The 19,480-nt window shown below is 55.5% G+C and carries 23 protein-coding genes; 10 read left to right on the top strand and 13 right to left on the bottom strand.

Annotated elements, in window-relative coordinates; all coding sequences use genetic code 11:
• The first annotated feature begins 13 nt into the window (after positions 1-13).
• From era to yfcE, 6 genes are all read left to right on the top strand, one after another.
• Positions 14-937, top strand: a complete 924-nt coding sequence (era, locus tag LKE53_09975) for a GTPase Era (GenBank protein MCH3973067.1) — start codon at positions 14-16, stop codon at positions 935-937.
• A 175-nt stretch (positions 938-1,112) separates the two neighbouring features.
• Positions 1,113-1,277, top strand: a complete 165-nt coding sequence (locus tag LKE53_09970) for a hypothetical protein (protein ID MCH3973066.1) — start codon at positions 1,113-1,115, stop codon at positions 1,275-1,277.
• Entirely contained in the window at positions 1,222-1,998 is a 777-nt protein-coding gene (recO, locus tag LKE53_09965) for a DNA repair protein RecO (GenBank protein MCH3973065.1), read from the top strand. The genes LKE53_09970 and recO overlap by 56 nt, the downstream gene beginning before the upstream one ends.
• Before the next feature lie 48 nt (positions 1,999-2,046).
• Complete coding sequence (locus LKE53_09960) at positions 2,047-4,425, top strand: endonuclease MutS2 (GenBank protein MCH3973064.1); 2,379 nt, start codon at positions 2,047-2,049, stop codon at positions 4,423-4,425.
• Positions 4,426-4,508: 83 nt separating this feature from the next.
• Positions 4,509-5,192, top strand: coding sequence for a DUF1275 domain-containing protein (locus LKE53_09955; protein MCH3973063.1), 684 nt, complete (start codon positions 4,509-4,511; stop codon positions 5,190-5,192).
• Complete coding sequence (gene yfcE / locus LKE53_09950; protein ID MCH3973062.1) at positions 5,189-5,734, top strand: phosphodiesterase; 546 nt, start codon at positions 5,189-5,191, stop codon at positions 5,732-5,734. The genes LKE53_09955 and yfcE overlap by 4 nt, the downstream gene beginning before the upstream one ends.
• 60 nt (positions 5,735-5,794) lie before the next feature.
• On the opposite strand, the gene LKE53_09945 is transcribed toward yfcE, so the two are convergent.
• On the bottom strand, positions 5,795-7,174 hold the full coding sequence (locus LKE53_09945; GenBank protein ID MCH3973061.1) for an MATE family efflux transporter: 1,380 nt from the start codon (positions 7,172-7,174) through the stop codon (positions 5,795-5,797).
• 176 nt (positions 7,175-7,350) lie between these two features.
• Here LKE53_09945 and LKE53_09940 point away from each other — a divergent pair, with 176 nt between their 5' ends.
• From LKE53_09940 to LKE53_09930, 3 genes are read left to right on the top strand one after another with little or no spacing between them, the layout of a single operon-like run.
• Positions 7,351-8,364 carry a CPBP family intramembrane metalloprotease gene (locus tag LKE53_09940; GenBank protein MCH3973060.1) on the top strand — a complete coding sequence of 338 codons (1,014 nt, stop codon included), beginning with the start codon at positions 7,351-7,353 and terminating at the stop codon, positions 8,362-8,364.
• 14 nt (positions 8,365-8,378) lie between these two features.
• A complete protein-coding gene (gene tadA, locus LKE53_09935; protein MCH3973059.1) occupies positions 8,379-8,846 on the top strand; it encodes a tRNA adenosine(34) deaminase TadA in 468 nt (155 codons plus the stop codon).
• Positions 8,847-8,869: 23 nt separating this feature from the next.
• Entirely contained in the window at positions 8,870-9,364 is a 495-nt protein-coding gene (locus LKE53_09930; protein MCH3973058.1) for a VanZ family protein, read from the top strand.
• A 394-nt stretch (positions 9,365-9,758) separates the two neighbouring features.
• Here the strand turns inward: LKE53_09930 and LKE53_09925 are convergent, their stop codons facing one another.
• The 12 genes from LKE53_09925 to LKE53_09870 all read right to left on the bottom strand — a co-directional run bounded on the left by LKE53_09925 (position 9,759) and on the right by LKE53_09870 (position 18,953).
• Entirely contained in the window at positions 9,759-10,526 is a 768-nt protein-coding gene (locus LKE53_09925) for an urease accessory protein UreD (GenBank protein MCH3973057.1), read from the bottom strand.
• A gap of 3 nt (positions 10,527-10,529) precedes the next feature.
• On the bottom strand, positions 10,530-11,138 hold the full coding sequence (ureG, locus tag LKE53_09920) for an urease accessory protein UreG (protein ID MCH3973056.1): 609 nt from the start codon (positions 11,136-11,138) through the stop codon (positions 10,530-10,532).
• Positions 11,139-11,169: 31 nt separating this feature from the next.
• On the bottom strand, positions 11,170-11,949 hold the full coding sequence (locus tag LKE53_09915; GenBank protein MCH3973055.1) for an urease accessory protein UreF: 780 nt from the start codon (positions 11,947-11,949) through the stop codon (positions 11,170-11,172).
• Complete coding sequence (locus LKE53_09910; protein ID MCH3973054.1) at positions 11,837-12,292, bottom strand: urease accessory protein UreE; 456 nt, start codon at positions 12,290-12,292, stop codon at positions 11,837-11,839. The genes LKE53_09915 and LKE53_09910 overlap by 113 nt, the downstream gene beginning before the upstream one ends.
• Before the next feature lie 13 nt (positions 12,293-12,305).
• Entirely contained in the window at positions 12,306-14,012 is a 1,707-nt protein-coding gene (gene ureC, locus LKE53_09905) for an urease subunit alpha (protein ID MCH3973053.1), read from the bottom strand.
• A complete protein-coding gene (locus tag LKE53_09900) occupies positions 14,009-14,383 on the bottom strand; it encodes an urease subunit beta (GenBank protein MCH3973052.1) in 375 nt (124 codons plus the stop codon). Before LKE53_09900 ends, ureC begins: the two co-directional genes overlap by 4 nt.
• Before the next feature lie 13 nt (positions 14,384-14,396).
• Entirely contained in the window at positions 14,397-14,699 is a 303-nt protein-coding gene (ureA, locus tag LKE53_09895; protein MCH3973051.1) for an urease subunit gamma, read from the bottom strand.
• 316 nt (positions 14,700-15,015) lie between these two features.
• On the bottom strand, positions 15,016-15,558 hold the full coding sequence (locus LKE53_09890; GenBank protein ID MCH3973050.1) for a rubrerythrin family protein: 543 nt from the start codon (positions 15,556-15,558) through the stop codon (positions 15,016-15,018).
• Between the two features lie 95 nt (positions 15,559-15,653).
• Entirely contained in the window at positions 15,654-16,748 is a 1,095-nt protein-coding gene (ychF, locus tag LKE53_09885) for a redox-regulated ATPase YchF (protein ID MCH3973049.1), read from the bottom strand.
• Positions 16,749-16,938: 190 nt separating this feature from the next.
• Positions 16,939-17,676, bottom strand: coding sequence for an NINE protein (locus tag LKE53_09880; protein MCH3973048.1), 738 nt, complete (start codon positions 17,674-17,676; stop codon positions 16,939-16,941).
• 38 nt (positions 17,677-17,714) lie between these two features.
• A complete protein-coding gene (locus tag LKE53_09875) occupies positions 17,715-18,434 on the bottom strand; it encodes an HAD family hydrolase (protein ID MCH3973047.1) in 720 nt (239 codons plus the stop codon).
• Positions 18,435-18,443: 9 nt separating this feature from the next.
• Entirely contained in the window at positions 18,444-18,953 is a 510-nt protein-coding gene (locus LKE53_09870; GenBank protein MCH3973046.1) for a GNAT family N-acetyltransferase, read from the bottom strand.
• 92 nt (positions 18,954-19,045) lie between these two features.
• Here LKE53_09870 and LKE53_09865 point away from each other — a divergent pair, with 92 nt between their 5' ends.
• Positions 19,046-19,438: a thioesterase family protein gene (locus LKE53_09865; protein ID MCH3973045.1), complete on the top strand. Its 393-nt coding sequence runs from the start codon at positions 19,046-19,048 to the stop codon at positions 19,436-19,438.
• The last annotated feature ends 42 nt before the right edge of the window (positions 19,439-19,480 follow it).

Genomic DNA, 19,480 nt, shown 5'->3' with positions numbered 1-19,480 from the left:
ACAGAGGTACTTGATGAAAAACAATCAGGAAAATGACAGATCGGCTTTTTTTGCCATCGTCGGCCGGCCCAATGTGGGCAAAAGTTCGCTGATGAACCGCATCTTGGGCCAAAAGGTCGCCATCGTCAGCAGCAAGCCGCAGACCACCCGCACCCGCATTATGGGGGTGCTCACCGAGGGGCGCGACCAGCTGGTCTTTTTGGACACGCCGGGGCTTTTAAAGCCGCGCGACAAGCTGGGCGAGTACATGGTCAAAAGCGTGACTTCTTCTGTCGCCGGGGTGGACGCCGCCCTGCTGGTGGTCGAGGCGGGTACGGAGATTTCACCGGCAGACGAAGAACTTTTAGAGCGCTTTCGCAGCCAAAAGCTGCCCGCGGTGCTGGCCATTAATAAAATTGACCTGCTGCAGGAAAAGGAGCGCCTGATTCCGCAGATTGCAAAACTGAGCGAAAAGTATCCCTTTGCGGCGGTGGTGCCGGTTTCGGCACGCACGGGCGACGGGGTGCCGGACTTAAAGGACGAGCTGAAAAAGCACTGTCAGCCCGGCGGGCACATGTTCCCGGACGACACCCTTACCGACCAGCCCGAGCGGGTCTTGGCGGGGGAATTTGTGCGCGAAAAAATGCTGCGCCTGCTTAACAAAGAGGTGCCGCACGGCGTGGCTGTGGTGGTGCATCACTTGGAAGAGCGGCCGGACGGCTCCTGCCTGGATATTGACGCCGATATTTACTGCGAGCGCGAAAGCCACAAGGGCATTATTATCGGCAAGGGCGGCAGCATGATCCGCAAGATCGGCACCCAGGCCCGCGAGGAACTGGAGCGCTTTTATGGGATAAAGGTAAATCTGCAGCTGCAGGTGATGGTAAAACCGAATTGGCGCAATAAAGAGGCCGCGCTGCGCAGTTTTGGCTTTGACACAAAGGACCTTTTGCAGTAACCGCACAGCGCATTTTACCACAAAACGCAGAAAAAGACCGCTGAAAAAAGTCGAAAATTCTTTTATTTGCCACTCATATCCCTTCCCGCAGATGTGCATACTGATGAATAGACGCTGTACTGGAAAAACAGCCAGAGCACATATCAGGGCACATACCGGAAAGGGGAGAGCCGCGATGGATGAACAGTCAGCTTGGTCCTGCTTTGCAAAAACGGGCAGTGTGCAGGACTACCTGCGCTACGCACAGTGCAGGGCAGATACCGGAAAAGAGGAGGAACAGCCGGATGCGGGTAGAGACACAGGGAATCGTCATCCGGGTGTCAGATGTGGGGGAACGTGACCGTTTGGTTACCCTTTTGACGCGCGACCGCGGGGTCGTGCGTGCCTTTGCCCGGAACAGCCGCGCGGCAAAAAGCAGTCTGGTTTCGGCCACCCAGCTTTTCTGCTATGCGCGGATTTTATTATTTTGCGGAAAAGAGAAATATATGATTGATGACGCCCAGCCTCTGCAGGTTTTTTTCGAGCTGCGGCAGGACATCGGCCGCCTGGCACTGGCACAGTATTTCTGTGAATTGGCGGGGGCCCTAGCCCCGCAGGAAGAGGCAGAGACAGCCGCTGACTTTCTGCGGCTGCTGCTTTTGGCGTTTCAGCGGCTGTGCAAAGGCGGGCGGCCGCTGCCAGTGGTGAAATCCGCGGTCGAGATGCGCATGATGAGCCTTGCAGGCTACCTGCCAGACTTAATCGGCTGCACCGACTGCCGCAGGTACGAGGACGACGTGATGTACTTTTACCCGCAGCAGGGCGTGCTTTTGTGCAAAAACTGCCGCGAAAAAAGAGGGCGGGGCGGCGGTCTGCTGCTGCACCGCGGGGCTTTGACTGCGCTGCGCCACACGGTTTACGCGGAATTGCCGAAGCTCTTTTCTTTTACACTGGGCAGAGAGGGACAGCAGGAGCTTGCCCGCGCAAGCGAGGCCTACCTGCTTGACCGTGCCGAGTACCGCTTTCGTACACTGGATTTTTACCACACCGTGGCGGACCCGCTGAAAACAGAATCTTCATAAGTACAAATTTGTGTACATGATTGGAATTGCAGAGAATAGAGGAACTTTATGGAACTGAGGACAGAACACCACCTTCATGCACTGGAGCTGGACAAAATTTTACAGCTGCTTAGGCAAGAGACAGCGAGCGACGCCGCCGCCGACATGGCGCTGGAACTGCGCCCGCAGACGCGGCTTTCAGGCGTTAACCGCCTGCTGCAGGAAACCTGGGACGCCTATACCCTGATGGCAAAATTCGGTTCGCCGTCTTTCGGCGGGCTGCACGATGTGGCAAACCCGCTGCGGCGGGCCGCTTCTGGCGGCGTGCTCAATATGGGTGAGCTGCTGCGCCTGGCCGGCGTGCTGCGTTGTCTGCGCGCTGTCAGCGACTGGCGCGCCAAAAGCGCAGGCATTAAGACAACACTGGACGACCGCTTTCATTGTATTGTTACCAATAAATATTTGGAAGAAAAGATCTACAGCGCCATTGATTCAGAAGAGGGAATGAACGACAATGCGTCGCCCGCGCTTTCGGCAATTCGCCGCAAAATCCGCGCAGCAAGCGCCCGTGCCCGCGAAAAGCTGGATAAAATGGTGCATTCGCCGTATTACCAGAAATTTCTGCAGGACCCCATTGTCACGCAGCGTTCCGGCCGGTTTGTTGTGCCGGTCAAGGCAGAGTGCCGCAGCGAGGTGCCCGGCTTGGTGCACGATTCTTCCGGCAGCGGTGCCACGGTCTTTGTCGAGCCAATGGCTGTGGTCGAGGCGAACAATGAAGTCCGTGTGCTGCAGAATGACGAAAAAAACGAAATTGACCGTATTTTACAGGAATTGTCAACAGAAGCCGGCACGTTTGCCGACAGCATTATTTCCAGCTGCCGCTTTGCCGCTGAACTGGACCTGATTTTTGCAAAGGCGAGCCTTGGCTATAAGATGAAAGCAACCCTGCCACAGATGAATGACCGCGGCGAACTGGAGCTGAAGCGCGCCCGGCACCCGCTGATTGACCCCAAAAAAGTGGTGGCAACGGACGTGCGCCTGGGCACCGACTTCGATACCCTGGTGATTACCGGCCCAAACACTGGCGGCAAGACCGTTACCCTTAAGACAATCGGTCTGTTGACGCTGATGGCGGAGTGCGGCCTGCTGGTACCCACAACGGACGGCAGCCGCCTTTCGGTTTTTGACCGTGTGCTGGCGGATATTGGCGATGAGCAGTCGATTGAGCAGAGCCTTTCCACTTTTTCGGCGCACATGACAAATATTATCCGTATTATCAAAGTGGCAGACAGCAAAAGCTTGGTCCTGTTGGATGAGCTTGGCGCGGGAACCGACCCGGTAGAGGGCGCCGCGCTGGCAACCTCTATCTTAGAGCAGCTGCGGCGGCAGGGGGCGCGCATTGCCGCGACCACGCATTATGCTGAGCTGAAAGCCTATGCCCTGGAAACCCCCGGGGTACAGAATGGCTCCTGTGAATTTGACGTGGCAACCCTGCAGCCGACCTATCGGCTGCTGATTGGTGTGCCCGGGCGCAGCAACGCCTTTGCCATCTCTTTGCGGCTTGGTATGGAGCGGTCTGTTGTGGAGGGCGCACAGGCGCTGGTTTCGCAGGAAAACACCCGCTTTGAAAACGTGGTGGGTAAATTGGAAGAATCCCGCCGCGCACTGGAGGACGAGCGCGAAGAGGTGCGCAGCGACTTGGCAGAGGCCCGCAAAGCTTTGGCCGAGGCGGAAAAAGAGAAAGAAACGGTCGAGCAGAACGCACAGAAAGAAATTGACCATGCCCGTGAGCAGGCCAGCCGCCTGGTTTCGCGCACGCGCGGGCAGGCAGATCTGCTTTTAAATGAACTGGAAGAAATGAAGAAACAGAAAAATAAGCAGATTACCGCCGAGCAGAAGGCAAAGCTGAATGCCGGCCTGCGCCAAATGGAAGCGGACGCCGACCCGGTACAGAAACGCCGCCGTCGCAGCGGCTATCAGCTGCCGCGGCCGCTGCGCGCGGGCGACACCGTGCGTTTGGTGGATTTGGACCGGCCGGCCACAGTGCTGGAGGTCTCTGCCGACGGCAAGTACGCAATGGTGCAGGCCGGCGTGATTAAGACCCGCGCCGAGGTGGAAAACCTGCAGCTGGTGACAGAGGCCGAAAAGCGCAAAGCAGAGCGCCGCATGACTCGAAACACAGCGCGGCACTTTTCCAATGCAGCCGCGTCTGCTGAGCTGGACCTGCGCGGACAAACTGCCGATGAGGCAATTGCCAATGTCGACCTGTTTTTGGACCATGCGGCCCGCAGCAACCTGACACAGGTCACGATTATCCACGGCAAAGGCACCGGCGTGCTGCGCAAAGCAGTGCAGGAGCATTTAAAACATCACCCAAATGTAAAAAGCTACCGCCTTGGCACCTACGGTGAGGGCGAAAGCGGCGTAACCATTGCCCAACTGAAATAATCAAAAGAGCGCCTGCGGACAAAGCGCTTTCTGTACAAAAAAGAGGGAACAAAAAAACAGCTTGACAGGTAAGGAGAAAAACTATGCAGCGAGCAAAACAGATGTCGGAATCCATAGAACTCGGCATGATTTTGGCGATTTCCGGCGGGTTTATGGATGCTTATTCGTATGTCTGCCGCGATAAAGTCTTTGCCAATGCACAAACGGGCAATATGCTTTTGTTTGGCATTAACCTTTCTGAAAGGAACTGGAGCGAGGCGCTTAGATATTTGCTGCCGGTGATTTTTTTTGCACTCGGCATCGCTTTGGCAGATATCGTCAGGATTCGCTACCAGCAGATGACGGTCTTTCACTGGCGGCAGATTTCAGTATTATTTGAAGCAGTCATTTTGTTTGGCGTCAGCTTTATCTCCCGCGACAAAAATCTGTTGGCAAACAGCCTGACCTCCTTGGCCTGCGGTATTCAGGTAGAAAGCTTTCGCAAGATACACGGCAACGGCATTGCCACGACCATGTGCATTGGCAACCTGCGCAGCGGCACACAGTACCTGTGTGACTACGTACATACCCGAAACAAGCTTTCTGTACACAAATGTTTCCTGTACTACGGGATTATTGCCTGCTTTATTGTCGGGGCTGTTTTGGGCAACTTTTTGGTAGGTCTGCTGCAGACAAGGGCAATCCTTCTCTGTGCGCTGCTGCAGGTCGCGGCCTTTATCCTGATGTTTGCAGATAAAGAAAAAGAGACAAAAAGGAAAAAACTGTGAAATTGATGATTGCTTCCGATATACACGGCTCTGCAAAGTACTGCCGGGCCATGGCGATGCGCTTTGCACAGGAAAAAGCGGACCGCCTGCTCCTTTTGGGCGACCTGCTCTACCACGGGCCGAGAAACGACCTGCCGGAAGAATACGCACCCAAAGAAGTGATAAAGGTGCTCTGCAGCCTGAAAGAAAAGATTTTCTGCGTGCGCGGCAACTGCGACGCCGAGGTAGACCAAATGGTGCTGCCGTTCCCGATTTTAGCAGAGTATGCAGTCTTCGCTGCGGGCGGGCACCTGCTTTACGCTGTACACGGGCAGCATCTGCCGAAAGAAACGCCGCCGCTGTGCCCCGGCGATGTGTTGCTTTACGGGCACACCCATGTGCCGGACTGCACCGAGAAAAACGGCATTCTGTGGCTTAACCCCGGTTCCGTTTCGCTGCCGAAAGAGGACAGCCCCCGCAGCTATATGACGCTGCAGAATGGGGTGTTTCAGTGGAAAGAGCTGCTTTCCAGCAGGGTTTACTGCACGCAGCACCTGTCATAAAAAACGGCCGGGCTTTCCCCAAAAGGGTGCCCGGCCGAACTCTTCTGTTTAGCAGCTTTTTTATGCGGCAGGAGTCTGTTTCGGCTTGGCAAAATTGCGCCGAAACCAGGCGAAAAAAGTAAGAAAAGTAATACACGCCGCTGAAATGTCGGCGACCGGCTCTGCCAGAAAAACGGCAAAGACCGGGTCTGTAAACAAATGCGGCAGAATGTAAATCAGCGGAATCAGCAGAATGACCTTGCGCAGCAGCGCTAAAAGCAGGCTCTGTTTTGCCTGCCCCAGGGCCAAAAAGCTTTGCTGGCAGGCCGCCTGTATGCCAGAAGCAAACAGCCCGAAAAGATAGATGTGAGAGGCCCACACGGTTGTCTTGGTGAGCACGGCGTCACTGGTAAACATGCCGACAAATATGCCCGGCAGCAGCTGCATCAGCGCCCAGCAGCCGGCGGTGAAGATAAAGGAAGAGATTAGCAGCAGGCGAAACGCTTTTTTGACCCGGTCGTATTTTTGGGCACCGTAGTTAAAGCTGATAATCGGCTGTGCGCCCAGCGCCAGCCCCTGCAGCGGCAGCATTACCATTTGCATCAGCGTGGAAAGAATGGACATGGCGCCCACTGTGGTGTCGCCGCCGTAGTGCTGCAAAGAGGAATTAAAGCAGATATTTAAAAGGCTTTCGGTAGACTGCATAATAAACGGAGAAAGCCCCAGCCCCAAAATCGGCAGCAGAATCCTGCGGTGCAGCCTCAAATTTTTGCGGCGCAGGCGCAGAGCTGTCTTTGGCCCAAACAAAAAGTGCAGCACCCACACGGCGCTGACCGCCTGAGAGATGACCGTGGCAATGGCTGCGCCGCGCACCCCTAAGCCAAAGGCAAAGATAAAAACAGGGTCCAGTACAATGTTTAAGACGGCGCCAATCAAGGTAGTCTTCATTGCGGTAGAGGCGGCGCCCTGTGCGGAGATAAAGGCATTTAAGCCGACTGAAATCAGTACAAAAACAGTGCCCAGCACATAGATATTAAGGTAGCTCAGGCCGTATGGCAGTGTCTTTTCGCTTGCACCGAAAAGCATTAGCAGCGGCCGGCTAAAGCAGAGAAACACCGCGGTTAGGACAGCGGCAGCTGCCAGCAGCATGGTAAAGCAGTTTCCAAGTATTTTTTCCGCACCTTCACGGTTGCTGCGGCCCATTTCAATGGAGGCACGCGGCGCGCCGCCCAGACCAATCAGCGCACTGAAAGCGGAAATTAAAATCAAGATGGGAAAACAGACACCGACACCAGTCAGGGCTGTGGCGCCGGTGTTGGGGATATGGCCGATATAAATGCGGTCGACCATATTGTAAAGCATATTGACGACCTGCGCCGCGATTGACGGCAGGGAAAGCTGCAGCATCAGGTGCCCGATACTGCCGTTGCCAAGGTCTGCCGCAGCTGGTTTTGCAGACATGAAAACACTTCCTATTCTCTATCAAACATCACAGTATAGTATAGCATACTGTACAAAAAGTTGCAAAGGAATTTGCAAACACGGCCGGGTATGTTATACTGAATGAAGTTCCGCGAAAAAAGGACAAAACGCGGGGTCAGCTTTCCGCTTTACAGCGGAGCAGAAAGGACGACACAATGGTTTATCCGTATCAATTTTCTCAGCAGAATTATCAGTGGCAGGCGCGCCTGTGGGCAGAGCGCCGCGGCTCGCGCCATGCGGTGGGTACAGCCGGGTGGCTGGTTTTGGGCTCTATTGCCGTAATGACAGTGACACAGGCCTGCCTTGTGCTGATTCTATATCGTTCTGGCTTTTCAAGCGGCGGCAGCCTGACGCAGCAGTACCTTGCCGACTGCATTGGCTACCTGCTGCTGGCGCTGGTTCCGCTTTTGTACATTTGCTTTTCCGGTCGCCCGACAGAGGAGTTCCTGCCCTTTGGCAGGCCGGCGGCGGTCGGACTTACCGGCAGCGACATGGCGTTTTTGTGTGTGGTGTGCATGGCGCTAACCCTTGCCTGCAACTGGCCTACCGCCCTGGTGCAGATGCTCGAAGAAGCGCTGGGCTTTTCCGGGCAAATTCCTGATATGCCGATGGACCACTCTGTGCTGACACAGATTTTATATGTACTTTATGGTACGCTGATTCCCCCGCTGGTAGAGGAAATCTTGTTCCGCGGGGCGGTTTTGGGTAGCCTGCGCCGCTGGGGCGACTGGTTCGCCATTGTGGTGTCATCGCTTTTGTTTGGGCTTTACCATGGCAACGTGGGGCAGTTTGTGTTTGCCACGCTGGTGGGCCTGATTTTTGGCTTTCTGCGGGTACGCACGGGCAGCATCCTTCCCTGTATTGTGCTGCACATGCTTAACAACGGCCTTGCTACACTTGCGGCGGTTTTGCAGGAAGACTTGGGCCAGAGGGCCGCGCAGACCTTTGAGGGCGGCTATTTTGTCATAATTTTCGGTCTAGCTGTCTGTGCGCTGGTTTACCGCCTGGCGATGCGGAAGAAAGAACCGCAGGGGAAGCTGAGCATTCCGCGCGACCACATGGCCAGTAGCCTTGCCCGCCGGGTCAGCGGCCTTTTTACCAGCGGCGGCGGGGTCGCAATGTTGATATACGGCGTTGGGGTCAGCATTTATGTGCTGCTGCAGTCTTGACAGATGAAGCTTGTATGCGCCGGGCCCTGGAACTGGCAAAGCAGTCTGCCGGCGAGGGCGAGGTGCCCGTGGGCGCGGTTTTAACAAAAGACGGGGAAATTGTCGCGGAAGGCAGAAACCGCCGCGAGACGCAGAAAAATGCGCTCTGCCACGCGGAAATTGAGGCGATTGGCCGCGGCTGCCGGGTGCTGGGCGGTTGGCGGCTGTGGCAGTGCACGCTTTATGTTACGCTGGAGCCGTGCCCCATGTGTGCGGGCGCTGTTTTAAATGCGCATATCCCGCGGGTGGTGTACGGCGCAAAAGACCCAAAAGCGGGCGCCTGTGGGTCGGCGGTAAACCTGCTGGCGCTTCCCGGCGGCTTTTGCCCGCAGGTGGAGCAGGGCCTTTTGCAGGAGGAGTGCGCCGAGGTGCTGCGCGGCTTTTTCCGCCGCATGCGCGCACAGCGAAAAGCCGTTAAAAAGGCGGCCGCGCAGCGGCTGTGATAGAGCCGTAGGAGAACAAAAGAATGGAAAACAAAAAACAGCGGCGGGTTACCACCGCTTTCTTTATCTTTTATCTGTTTCTGCTGACGTGGCTAGTTATGCTGAAGCTGCAGACGAATGTCGCCGTGCTCGACCGCTACCGGCAGCTGAATCTGGTGCCGTTTCAGGCTTCTTTTTACCGAGACGGCCGGCTCGATCTCTTTGAGATTGTCGGAAACATTTTGGCCTTTATGCCGTTTGGTATTTATCTGAAAATGCTGTGGCCGGAGCGGCCGTTTTTCAAAACGCTGCTGCCGTGCTTTTTGGTCAGCCTCACGTTTGAAACCCTGCAGTATGTGCTTGCAGTTGGCACCAGTGACATTACCGACCTGCTCGACAACACGCTGGGCGGGGCTTTGGGTATCGGCGTTTACTGGATTTTTCAAAAGCTTCTGAAAGGAAAGACCAACAAAGTCCTCAATATCCTGCTGTTGGTGCTTATGGTGCTGGCGCTCGCGCTGGTTGCGGCAATGCAGTAAGAGGAACCGCAGTTTCTGAAAACTTTCAATATATACAAATTGTAAAATAGATAGAAAATATACAGAGTGCAGATGCCTTCTGCCGCCCGCACAGACACAGCGGTGCAGAAAAACAAACCTGTTCTTTGATGACGCCGTGAACCGTGCATACTGACAATCGGCGTATCACAAACCCGCCCTTTTGAAAGGAAAAGGGCGGGTTTTTTGGCGGGCGTGAGAGGGGCAGAAAGCTTTCAATATATACAAATTGTAAAATAGATAGAAAATATACAGAATGCAGATGTCTTCTGCCGCCCGCACAGACACAGCGGTGCAGAAAAACAAACCTGTTCTTTGATGACGCCGTGAACCGTGCATACTGACAATCGGCGTATAAAAAGGCGGCCTGTTGCTTTCAAAAAAGGGCCGTCACAGCATCGCAGGCATTCAGCAGCTGCTCTGCGCCAGTGCCCAGCATGCGCACCATCAGACCCCCAAGCATCATGGAAGTGACCCCAAAGGCGATACCCGGCACGCTTTGCAGCAAAGCGGCCGCTTTTTCCGCTTCTGGCACGGTTTCCCCGACAAAGCACAGGGTTGCTTGATGCGTAAAGCCCTCGTAGTAGCCCAGACTGCTGAGATTTTGCTGCTTTGGTTCCAAAACAACGTTTTCATTGAGAACCAGCCGGCCGCTATAGCGAATTGACAGCCGGGTGCGGTAGCTCTCAAAAGCAAATTCTTCGCCCCGGGCCAAACGGCCGCAGGACAAGATATCGCGGTAAACCAGGCTGCCCCCGCGCGCCACCTCTATTTGTGTGCTGCACTGAAAGCGGCTGCCGGCAAAGGGAATCACCGGCTTTGGCAGAAAAGCAAGGCGGGCGCCTTTGTCCACAGAGATGCGGATATCCTTTACAGCCCCGCCCTGCTCCATTTTAAAAATTTTTCCGTAGGACTGGTTTGTCACACGCACGCAGCTGTCCCGGCCCGCGTGCAGCTCGACAAAGGCTGTGTCATTTTCCAAAATACCGGCTGAGGCGTACATGACAATGACAGAAATGCTGCCGTCCGGGTCTGCAAAGGGACTGGTGACTTTATACGGCGCCTCAAAATAACAGTCTTTGAGGACGGTCTGCTTTCCGCGCCGGGCCGTTTCCAGTCGCAGAACTCCATGGCTGCCCTTCACGCTTTATGCACCCTCCAGCAAAACACATTTTTGTATCCAGCGGATAATTTCATCGACACCGCTGTTGTTCATTAAATTCGTAAACAGAAACGGGCGGTCCCCACGCATGCGCAAAGAATCCCGCTTCATTACGGCAAGGTCTGCGCCGACATAGGGGGCAAGGTCTGTTTTGTTGATGACGAGCAGGTCAGAGCGTGTGACGCCTGGCCCGCCTTTCCGCGGAATTTTGTCGCCCTGCGCCACGTCGATAACATAAATCGTCGCGTCGGCAAGTTCTGGGCTGAAAGTCGCAGAGAGGTTGTCGCCGCCGCTCTCGATGAAAAGAATCTGCACATCGGGAAAGCGCCGGGCCATGTCCTCCACGGCTTCCAAATTCATAGAGCAGTCTTCACGGATAGCGGTGTGCGGGCAACCGCCGGTTTCGACACCGACAATGCGCTCAGGCGGCAGGGCGCTGTTCTTTGTCAGAAATTCGGCGTCTTCTTTGGTGTAGATATCATTTGTAACAACACAAATACTGTAATACGGAATCATTTTTCGGGTCAGCCGCTCAATCAAAGCCGTTTTACCGGACCCCACCGGGCCGCCGATGCCAATTTTTACGTATGCCATTATTTTACGAAACCAACTTTCACAAAGATGTTTAAGAGAGATATTGACGTGTATAAAGCCGCTCGTGCTGCATGGCGCGAATATCCAGCCCGGGAAGCGACAGGCCAAGCGCTTCTGGTTTGACGTGCAGGGCCGCTTTGGCGGCCACCTCAATGGCGGGCAGCGTTTCGTAAAGCACGCGTTGTCCGTCGGTCTGGCTCATGGGAATCAGCTTGACACAGCCTGTCACAATAGCCGAGCACATGTTGTAGGCATAGACTAAAATGGCATCTTCCTTTGCAATGCCCTGCATGCGGGCATACAGCCCAAAAGCGACCGGGTACTGGCCCACAGCGCGGCCCGCTTCAATCTGTTTCTGGTAGCTTTCAGCAGCGGAAATGCCGATCTTTTTCATCAGCTTTAAAAAGCGAATGCACATTTTCCGCGAGCCTTCGCGTACCTCCATGGGCAGCTTATAGGCTGCCGTGCGTTCGTCAAGCAGCAAAATTTCGCGCGGGCTGGCTGCAGCCTCATAGGCAAGCGCCGCGGCGGCCAAGTCGCAGCGCTGCTGCGCGCTGAGCCATGCCCTGAGGTAGTCCCGCAGGTCTTTTCCGCTGGCGACAAGGCCTTTCTGTACATAAGTTTCCAGCCCATTGGAAAGCGTAAAAGCGCCGATAGGGAAGGTCGAGTCGCAGACCTGCAGCAGCTTTAAAAAGGTTTTATCCACCATGTTCGTGGTGGTGGCTGTGCACCAGAGAGCCGGTAAAGACATCTGTGCAGCGTTTTGGCGAAAAGCCGCGCTGCTGCAGATAAGAAAAAGTCGGCTCGTCATAGGGCACTGTCACACCGCCTGCGTCAATGACAACAGGCAGGTGGCGGTTGCCAAGCTCCCAGCCAAGGCGCGCGGCCTGCTCTGGCGTTTCCAGTTTCAGCTTCAGCACCTCACTCGGCCGGACTTTTACCGCGAGAATGCCCTGCGGCCCCCGCGACAGAATATCGCCGTCGTGCAGGCGGTGCCCGTTTTCCTGGCGGATGCAGACATCTCTGCCAGACACGGAACGCAGCCGGAAGATCGTCTTTTGTGTGTCAAACCACTCTACCGGCACAAAGTCAATGGTTTCCTTTGCCAAGTCCGGCCGGTCTTTCAGGTTTCCCAGTATTTGTTCATAAATCATAGTTTCCTCCGTATTAAAACAGAAAATATCGCTGTGTCATAGAAAGGCTCTCTGCCGCGTCGCAGGTGATGACTTTGCCGTCAACAGTGACTTGGTAGGTTTCGGGGTCTACGCGAATGTCGCCGGTACGGTTGTTGAGCCGCATGTCTTTTTTGCCGATTTTGCGGCAGTTGTGTACGGGCTTTATCAGCCGCCTAAGCCCAAGCTCGCCGGGCACGCCGTTGTCGATGCCGGCCTGCGACAAAAAGGTGATGCAGGTCTTTGCCCGTGCCTGCCCGAAAGCGCCGAACATCGGGCGGTAGCGCACCGGCTGAGGGGTGGGAATAGAGGCGTTGGCGTCGCCCATGCGCGCTTGCGCAATAAAGCCGCCTTTAATAATCATCTCTGGTTTTACGCCGAAAAGCTCGGGCCGCCAAAGGACCAGGTCGGCAAATTTGCCCACTTCGACAGAGCCGACAGAGTCTGAAATGCCGTGGGTAATGGCCGGGTTGATGGTGTACTTCGCGATATAGCGCTTGATGCGGTTGTTGTCGCAGTCTGTGTCGCCCTCCAGCGCACCAAACTGCTTTTTCATTTTGTCCGCTGTCTGCCACGTGCGCAGAATGACTTCCCCGACCCGGCCCATGGCCTGTGAGTCGGAACTCATCATGCTGAAAATGCCCATGTCGTGCAAAACGTCCTCGGCGGCAATCGTTTCAGGCCGAATACGGGAATCGGCAAAGGCGATATCCGCGGGTACACTGCGGTCTAGGTGGTGGCAGACCATCAGCATGTCCATGTGCTCGTCCAGCGTATTTTTGGTAAACGGCATCGTGGGGTTTGTCGAAGAGGGCAGAACGTTGGGAAAAGACGCCATACGAATAATGTCCGGCGCATGCCCGCCGCCCGCGCCCTCGGTGTGGTACGTGTGAATGGTCCTGCCGCCGATTGCGTTGACTGTGTCTTCGACAAAGCCGGCTTCATTTAGGGTGTCGGTATGAATGGCAACCTGTACATCGTATTTATCTGCCACCTGCAGGCTGGCATCAATGGCCGCCGGCGTGCAGCCCCAGTCTTCATGCAGCTTTAAGCCCAGTGCACCTGCCTCGACCTGAGCGGCAAGTGTTTTGGGATTGGCAGAATTTCCTTTTCCCAGAAAGCCCAAATTCATCGGGAAAGCCTCTGCTGCCTCCAGCATTCTCCACAGGTTCCACTTGCCGGGGGTGCACGTGGTTGCGTTGGTGCCGTCTGCAGGGCCGGTGCCGCCGCCGATCATGGTGGTGATGCCGCTGTCCAGTGCGGTTTCGATCTGCTGCGGGCTGATAAAATGAATGTGTGTGTCGATTCCGCCGGCCGTGACAATCAGGCCTTCGCCGGCGAGGGCCTCGGTTTGGGCGCCCACCACCAGGGAAGGGGAGACCCCGTCCATCACGTCCGGGTTGCCGGCCTTGCCAATGCCGCAGATGCAGCCATCTTTTATTCCGATATCGGCTTTGTAAATGCCGGTGTAGTCGATAATCAGTGCATTGGTAATAACTAGGTCCGGTACAGAAAGTGCCGGGCAGGACTGCCCCATGCCGTCACGCAGGGACTTGCCGCCGCCAAATTTTGCTTCATCGCCGTAAACGGCCGCGTCTTTTTCCACTTTGGCAAAAAGGTTGGTGTCGGCAAGGCGCACCTTGTCGCCAACAGTCGGGCCGTACATATCCGCGTATGCTTTTCGTGTAATTTCACAGCTCATTTTGTGGCCCCCTGAAAACCGAATTTGGCTGCGCGCTCCTGTGCAGCTTTGCGCACGTCGTTGTCGTCAAGAGCGCCGCAGGTCAGGCTGTTGAGTCCATACACCCGCCTGCTGCCGCCAATGGCAGTCAGGCTGACGGTCTTTTCTTCGCCCGGCTCAAACCGCACTGCTGTGCCGGACGGAATGTCCAGCCGCATACCGTACGCTGCCTTTCGGTCGAAGCGCAGCGCGCGATTGACCTCAAAAAAGTGGAAATGGGAGCCCACCTGCACGGGCCGGTCGCCGGTGTTGACCACGGTCAGCTGCGCGGTTGGGCGCCCGGCATTCAGCGTAATGCTGCCGCTGCAGGTTATCATTTCTCCTGGTATCATCTGTTTTGCCCTCCTAACGAATTGGGTTGTGCACCGTCACAAGTTTGGTGCCGTCGGGAAAAGTTGCTTCAATCTGCACCTCGCGGATCATTTCCGGCACGCCCTCCATCACATCGGCGCGGGTGAGGATATGCAGGCCGTCCTGCATGATTTGCGCAACGCTTTCCCCGTCTCTTGCGCGCTCCATCAGCTCAGAGCTGATGAGTGCAATGGACTCGGGGTAGTTTAATTTTAGGCCCCGGCCCATTCGTTCTTTTGCCAGGTTACCGGCAAAGTGGAGCATTAGTTTATCGGTTTCTTTCGGCGTAAGATGCATGGATTCGTCACCCTCCATAGGTTTTGGCACAGGCAGCCGGCTGTGCGGCAGAGCAGAATCAGCCATGTGCACCAAAATTTTCATAAAAAAAAGACGCATGGAATTTTCTCCAAGCGTCTTTGCCCGTATTGCCATTATAAAGAGTTTTTCTTTGTTTTTCAAGGTAAATCTTAAAATCCTTTTGCCAAAAGGGCTGGTTTTCTTTGATTTGCCGCATGAAAACAAAATTTTGTACAGAATGGGAAAAAGCTCCCCGGCTTTTTGAAAAGCCAAAGAGCTTTTGTGTTTCCTTTCCGGTGAAAACGGAAAAGCCAAATCAGTAGTTGACTGCGCGGCGCTCAAAGTAAGCCTGCGGGTGTTTACATGCAGGGCATACCTTTGGTGCTTCTTTGCCGACATAGATGTAACCGCAGTTGCGGCAGACCCATACGGTGTTTTCGTCGTCCGTCTTAAAGACGATGTCCTCTTTCAGGTTGGCGAGCAGCTTGCGATAGCGCTCTTCATGCGTCTTTTCGATGCTGGCAATGCGGCGCATGGTTGCGGCAATGGCTTTAAAGCCCTCGGCGTCGGCTGTGTCTGCAAATTCTTTGTACATTTCGGTCCACTCGTAGTTTTCGCCTGCGGCAGCGTCCGCCAGGTTTGCCTCGGTAGAGGGAATGTCGTCGTTGTGCAGCAGCTTAAACCAAAGCTTTGCATGTTCTTTTTCGTTGTTTGCGGTCTCTTCAAAGATAGCGGCAATCTGCTCGTATCCTTCTTTTTTCGCCTTGCTGGCGTAGTAGGTGTATTTGTTACGGGCCTGACTTTCGCCGGCAAATGCGGCGGCAAGATTTGCTTCTGTTTTGCTTCCTTTGAATTCCATGACGATCTCCTCCTTTAAAGATCCCATTTATAATAGATTGCGGAAATTTCCGCATAAATGGCAGATCATACTAGCCTGTGCAGAGCAGGAAAGATTTAAACATTAAAGCGGAACAGCACAACATCGCCGTCCTGCATAACGTAGTCTTTGCCTTCGCTGCGCACTAAGCCTTTTTCGCGGGCGGCGGCCATGCCGCCGCAGGCGACCAACTCGGTGTAGGGCACGACCTCGGCGCGGATAAAGCCGCGCTCAAAGTCAGAGTGAATCTTACCGGCGGCCTGCGGCGCCTTGGTGCCTTTTTTAATGGTCCACGCGCGCACCTCTGGCTCGCCGGCAGTGAGAAAGCTGATGAGCCCCAAAAGGGAGTACGATGCACGAATAAAGCGGTCGAGGCCGCTTTCTGCCAGCCCCATGTCGGAAAGGAAGAGCTCCTTTTCGTCCGGCTCCATGCCGGAAATTTCGGCTTCGGTTTCGGCGCAGATAGGCAGCACGCCGGCGTGCTCTTTGGTGGCAATCTCCTTTACGGTCTGGTAGTATTTGTTGGCTTCAATGCCGTTTTTAAAGTCGTCTTCGCTCATGTTGGCGGCGTAAAGGACCGGCTTGTTGGTCAGAAGATTGACAGTAGAGAGCAGCGCGGCCTCGTCCTCTGTGCAGGAAACGCTGCGCGCGGGCTGGCCGTTGTCGAGCACATTTTTCACGCGCTCAAAAAAGTCCAGTTCGACCTGATACTTTTTGTCGGCTTTCAGCTGTTTTTTGGTTTTGTCGATGCGGCGCTCCAAGACCTCAAGGTCGGAAAGAATCAGCTCCACCTGGATAGTTTCAATATCGCGGGCAGGGTCGATGCTGCCGTCCACATGCACAATGTCGTCGTTTTCAAAGCAGCGCACAACGTGGATAATGGCGTCTACTTCGCGGATATTTGCAAGGAATTTGTTGCCAAGGCCCTCGCCTTTGCTGGCGCCCTTGACCAGGCCGGCAATGTCGACAAACTCAACTGACGCCGGGGTGTATTTTTTCGGGTGGTACATTTCGGCCAATTTGTCCAGGCGCTTGTCGGGCACCGCAACGATGCCGACATTTGGCTCGATGGTACAAAAAGGATAGTTGGCGCTTTGTGCGCCCGCGTTGGTGATTGCGTTGAAAAGGGTGCTTTTGCCGACATTCGGCAGCCCCACAATGCCTAGTTTCATACAGCCATGTCCTTCTTTTGGGGGCAGGCGCTGGCAGCTGCAGCAGACCCGCCGAAAATTCTTATTTCTGCTTCATAAAAGCATTCAAAGTATACCATTATTCAGAAAGAAACGCAAGGCACACGGGGCGCGCTCTGCGGGGAAAAGAAGCGCCTGCACCGATTCGGGCAGACGCCTTCTGCAGGCGGGCTTACTGTGCCCGCACGTGATACTTGTTTTCAAAGTCCCGGTCCGACATGGTAAAGAGCAAGATCGCTTCCGCTAAAGAAACGGCGTACAGAATGCCCCAGATCCAGCCGGTCCAGGCGAGGGTAAGCAGCAAAAACAGAGATACGGCGCCGCTGCCCCACTGGCCGGTGTAAAATTTGTGAATGCCAAAGGGACCGACCAGCAGGCACAGGACTGCCGCGGCAATGCGGTTGCGGACAGGGGTGATGCTGCCGGGGGTAAAGGTACCGTCAAACAGGCCGAAAGGACGCCCAACCTGCCCTAAAGGATACTGAGAAACCCGGCGGCGTGGCTGCCGGCCGTAGAAATAGGAACGTGGCTGCCGGCCATAGGTGTAGCCCGGCTGTTGGCAGGGCTGCTGATAATAAGGCTGCTGCGGTGCGCCGGCCGGCTGTCCGGCAGTTTGCGGTGCGTCAGTCGGCTGTCCGGCAGATTGCGGTGCGCCGGCCGGCTGTCCGGCAGATTGCGGTGCGTCAGTCGGCTGTCCGGCAGTTTGCGGTGCGCCGGTCGGCTGTCCGGCAGATTGCGGTGCGTCAGTCGGCTGTCCGGCAGATTGCGGTGCGCCGGCCGGCTGTCCGGCAGATTGCGGTGCGCCGGCCGGTTGTCCGGCGGGTGAAAAGGCGGTGCCGCACTGCTCACAGAAGTTGGCAGCCGCAGGATTTTTTGCGCTGCAGGCAGGACAAATTTTCGAATCTTCCATCGTAGGCTCCTTTTCGGTTTCGGGTGTCGTGGTCGGTTTTACGCAAAAAGCGCGGCAAACTGCCGCCAGTCGGAAAGGTGGGTGCAGGGATTTTTGGGTTGTCTTGGGCAGATGTCGAAATCATCGCCGCAGCGGTACCAGAAAGAGCGCATGCCTGCGCCGGCGGATCCATCGATATCGCAGATGGGATTGTCGCCGCAGAACCAGGTTTCGTCGGCTGTGGTGCCCATTTTGTGCAGGGCCAGCTCAAAAAAGCGGCGCTGCGGTTTGCGGAAAGCATACTCGCTGCTTGCCAGGATAAAGCGGAATGGGTCGCTGGGGAAGCAGGCGTGCAGGCGGCGCTCCAGGGTTGCGCCGGTAAAGCACAGGTTGCTGACTACGCCAAGGGGAATGTCGCGCAGCTGCAGCGCTTTCAGTACCTGCTGAATGTAGGGTGCGGGTGTTGCCGGGGAGCAGATGTCCCAATAAAGTTCCTCTGCCTGCAGGGGGGAAAGGTCCAGCGTGATGTCCAGGGACTCTAGGTAGTAGCGCTGCAGCGAAAGATACCAGGTTTCCAGCGGCTGGGTGTCTTCCGGCAGGTTCCAGCCAAGGTCAGCTTTCGCTTTTTGGGCAAAGGCCATCAGCTGCGGGGCAGTAATGCCGCGCGGATTTGCCACGGCGTGCTGCAGCAGGGCGGCGTAGCCTTTTTCGATACGCGGAGCGGGTTCGGTACACAAAGTCATGCCATAATCAAATAGAACTGCTTTCGGGTACTGCATGAAAACCTCCTAAGAATGAGAAATGGAAAACGAATAGATGTAGTCATCCATCACAAAGCCGCCGCCGATGTCGGTGACGACTGCGTCAGTGCGCACAAAACCGAGGTGCTCGTACACGGCAATGGCCTGTGCGTTGTGTTTATTGACAGTCAGCCAGATGCGGCACAGGCCCTGTTCTTTTGCAAGGCCGCATAAAAAGCAGAAAGCCTGCCGCGCGTACCCGCGCCCGCGGGCCTCTGCTTTGAGGTAAAGCTTGCTTAAAAACAAGCCGCCGCGGGGGTCCGGTTGTACGCCGGTGTAGCCCAGGTCTTTGCCGCCAAGCTGTATAAAGTAGTATTGGTAATTTTCCTGCTGCGTCTGCCGGCGCAGCGCGGGCAGCGACTGAAAGAGCCTGACCATATAGGCCACCTGCTCTTTGCCGATGATTGGGGTAAAGCAGTCTTCCCAAATCGGCTTTGCCAGTGCGGCCAGGCGCGGCAGCTCGGTCGGTGCCGCCGGAACAAAGGAAATGGCTGCCATGAAATGTTTCCCCCTTGTCTTTTTGCAGGATTCTGGTAAAATAAAGAAGTATAAAACGAAATAATCATAGCATGTTTATGGAGGAATTTCAAATGGCAGAAAGAGCAGTTTTGAAAAAAGAAGTAACAGAAGATATGCTGGCGGTCAATGTCGGCAGCGGCAGTCTGCGTGTGTTGGCAACACCCACAATCTGTGCCCTGTTTGAGAATGCTTCCGCGCAGCTGGCGCAGCGCTACCTGACCCCCGACAAGACCAGCGTGGGCTGCTCACTTTCCATTGAGCACACAGCGCCTACACCAATTGGTATGACCGTTACCGTGACTGCCGAGCTGGTCGAGCAGGAGGGCCGCACGTTTCATTTTCACCTGACCGCCGAGGACGAGACCGGTGTCTGCGCGACCGGTGAGCACATCCGCGTGGCCGTGGGCAGCCGGCGCTTTCAGCAGAAAGCGGATGACAAAAAGAATCCGGTAACACAGGCGTAAAAACAGAGCATACAAAATGGGCGTCTGCCGTGTGGCAGGCGC

Source organism: Oscillospiraceae bacterium, assembly GCA_022483045.1.
Lineage (GTDB): Bacteria > Bacillota > Clostridia > Oscillospirales > Acutalibacteraceae > Caproicibacterium.
This window is presented reverse-complemented; position numbering and strand designations above follow the sequence as displayed.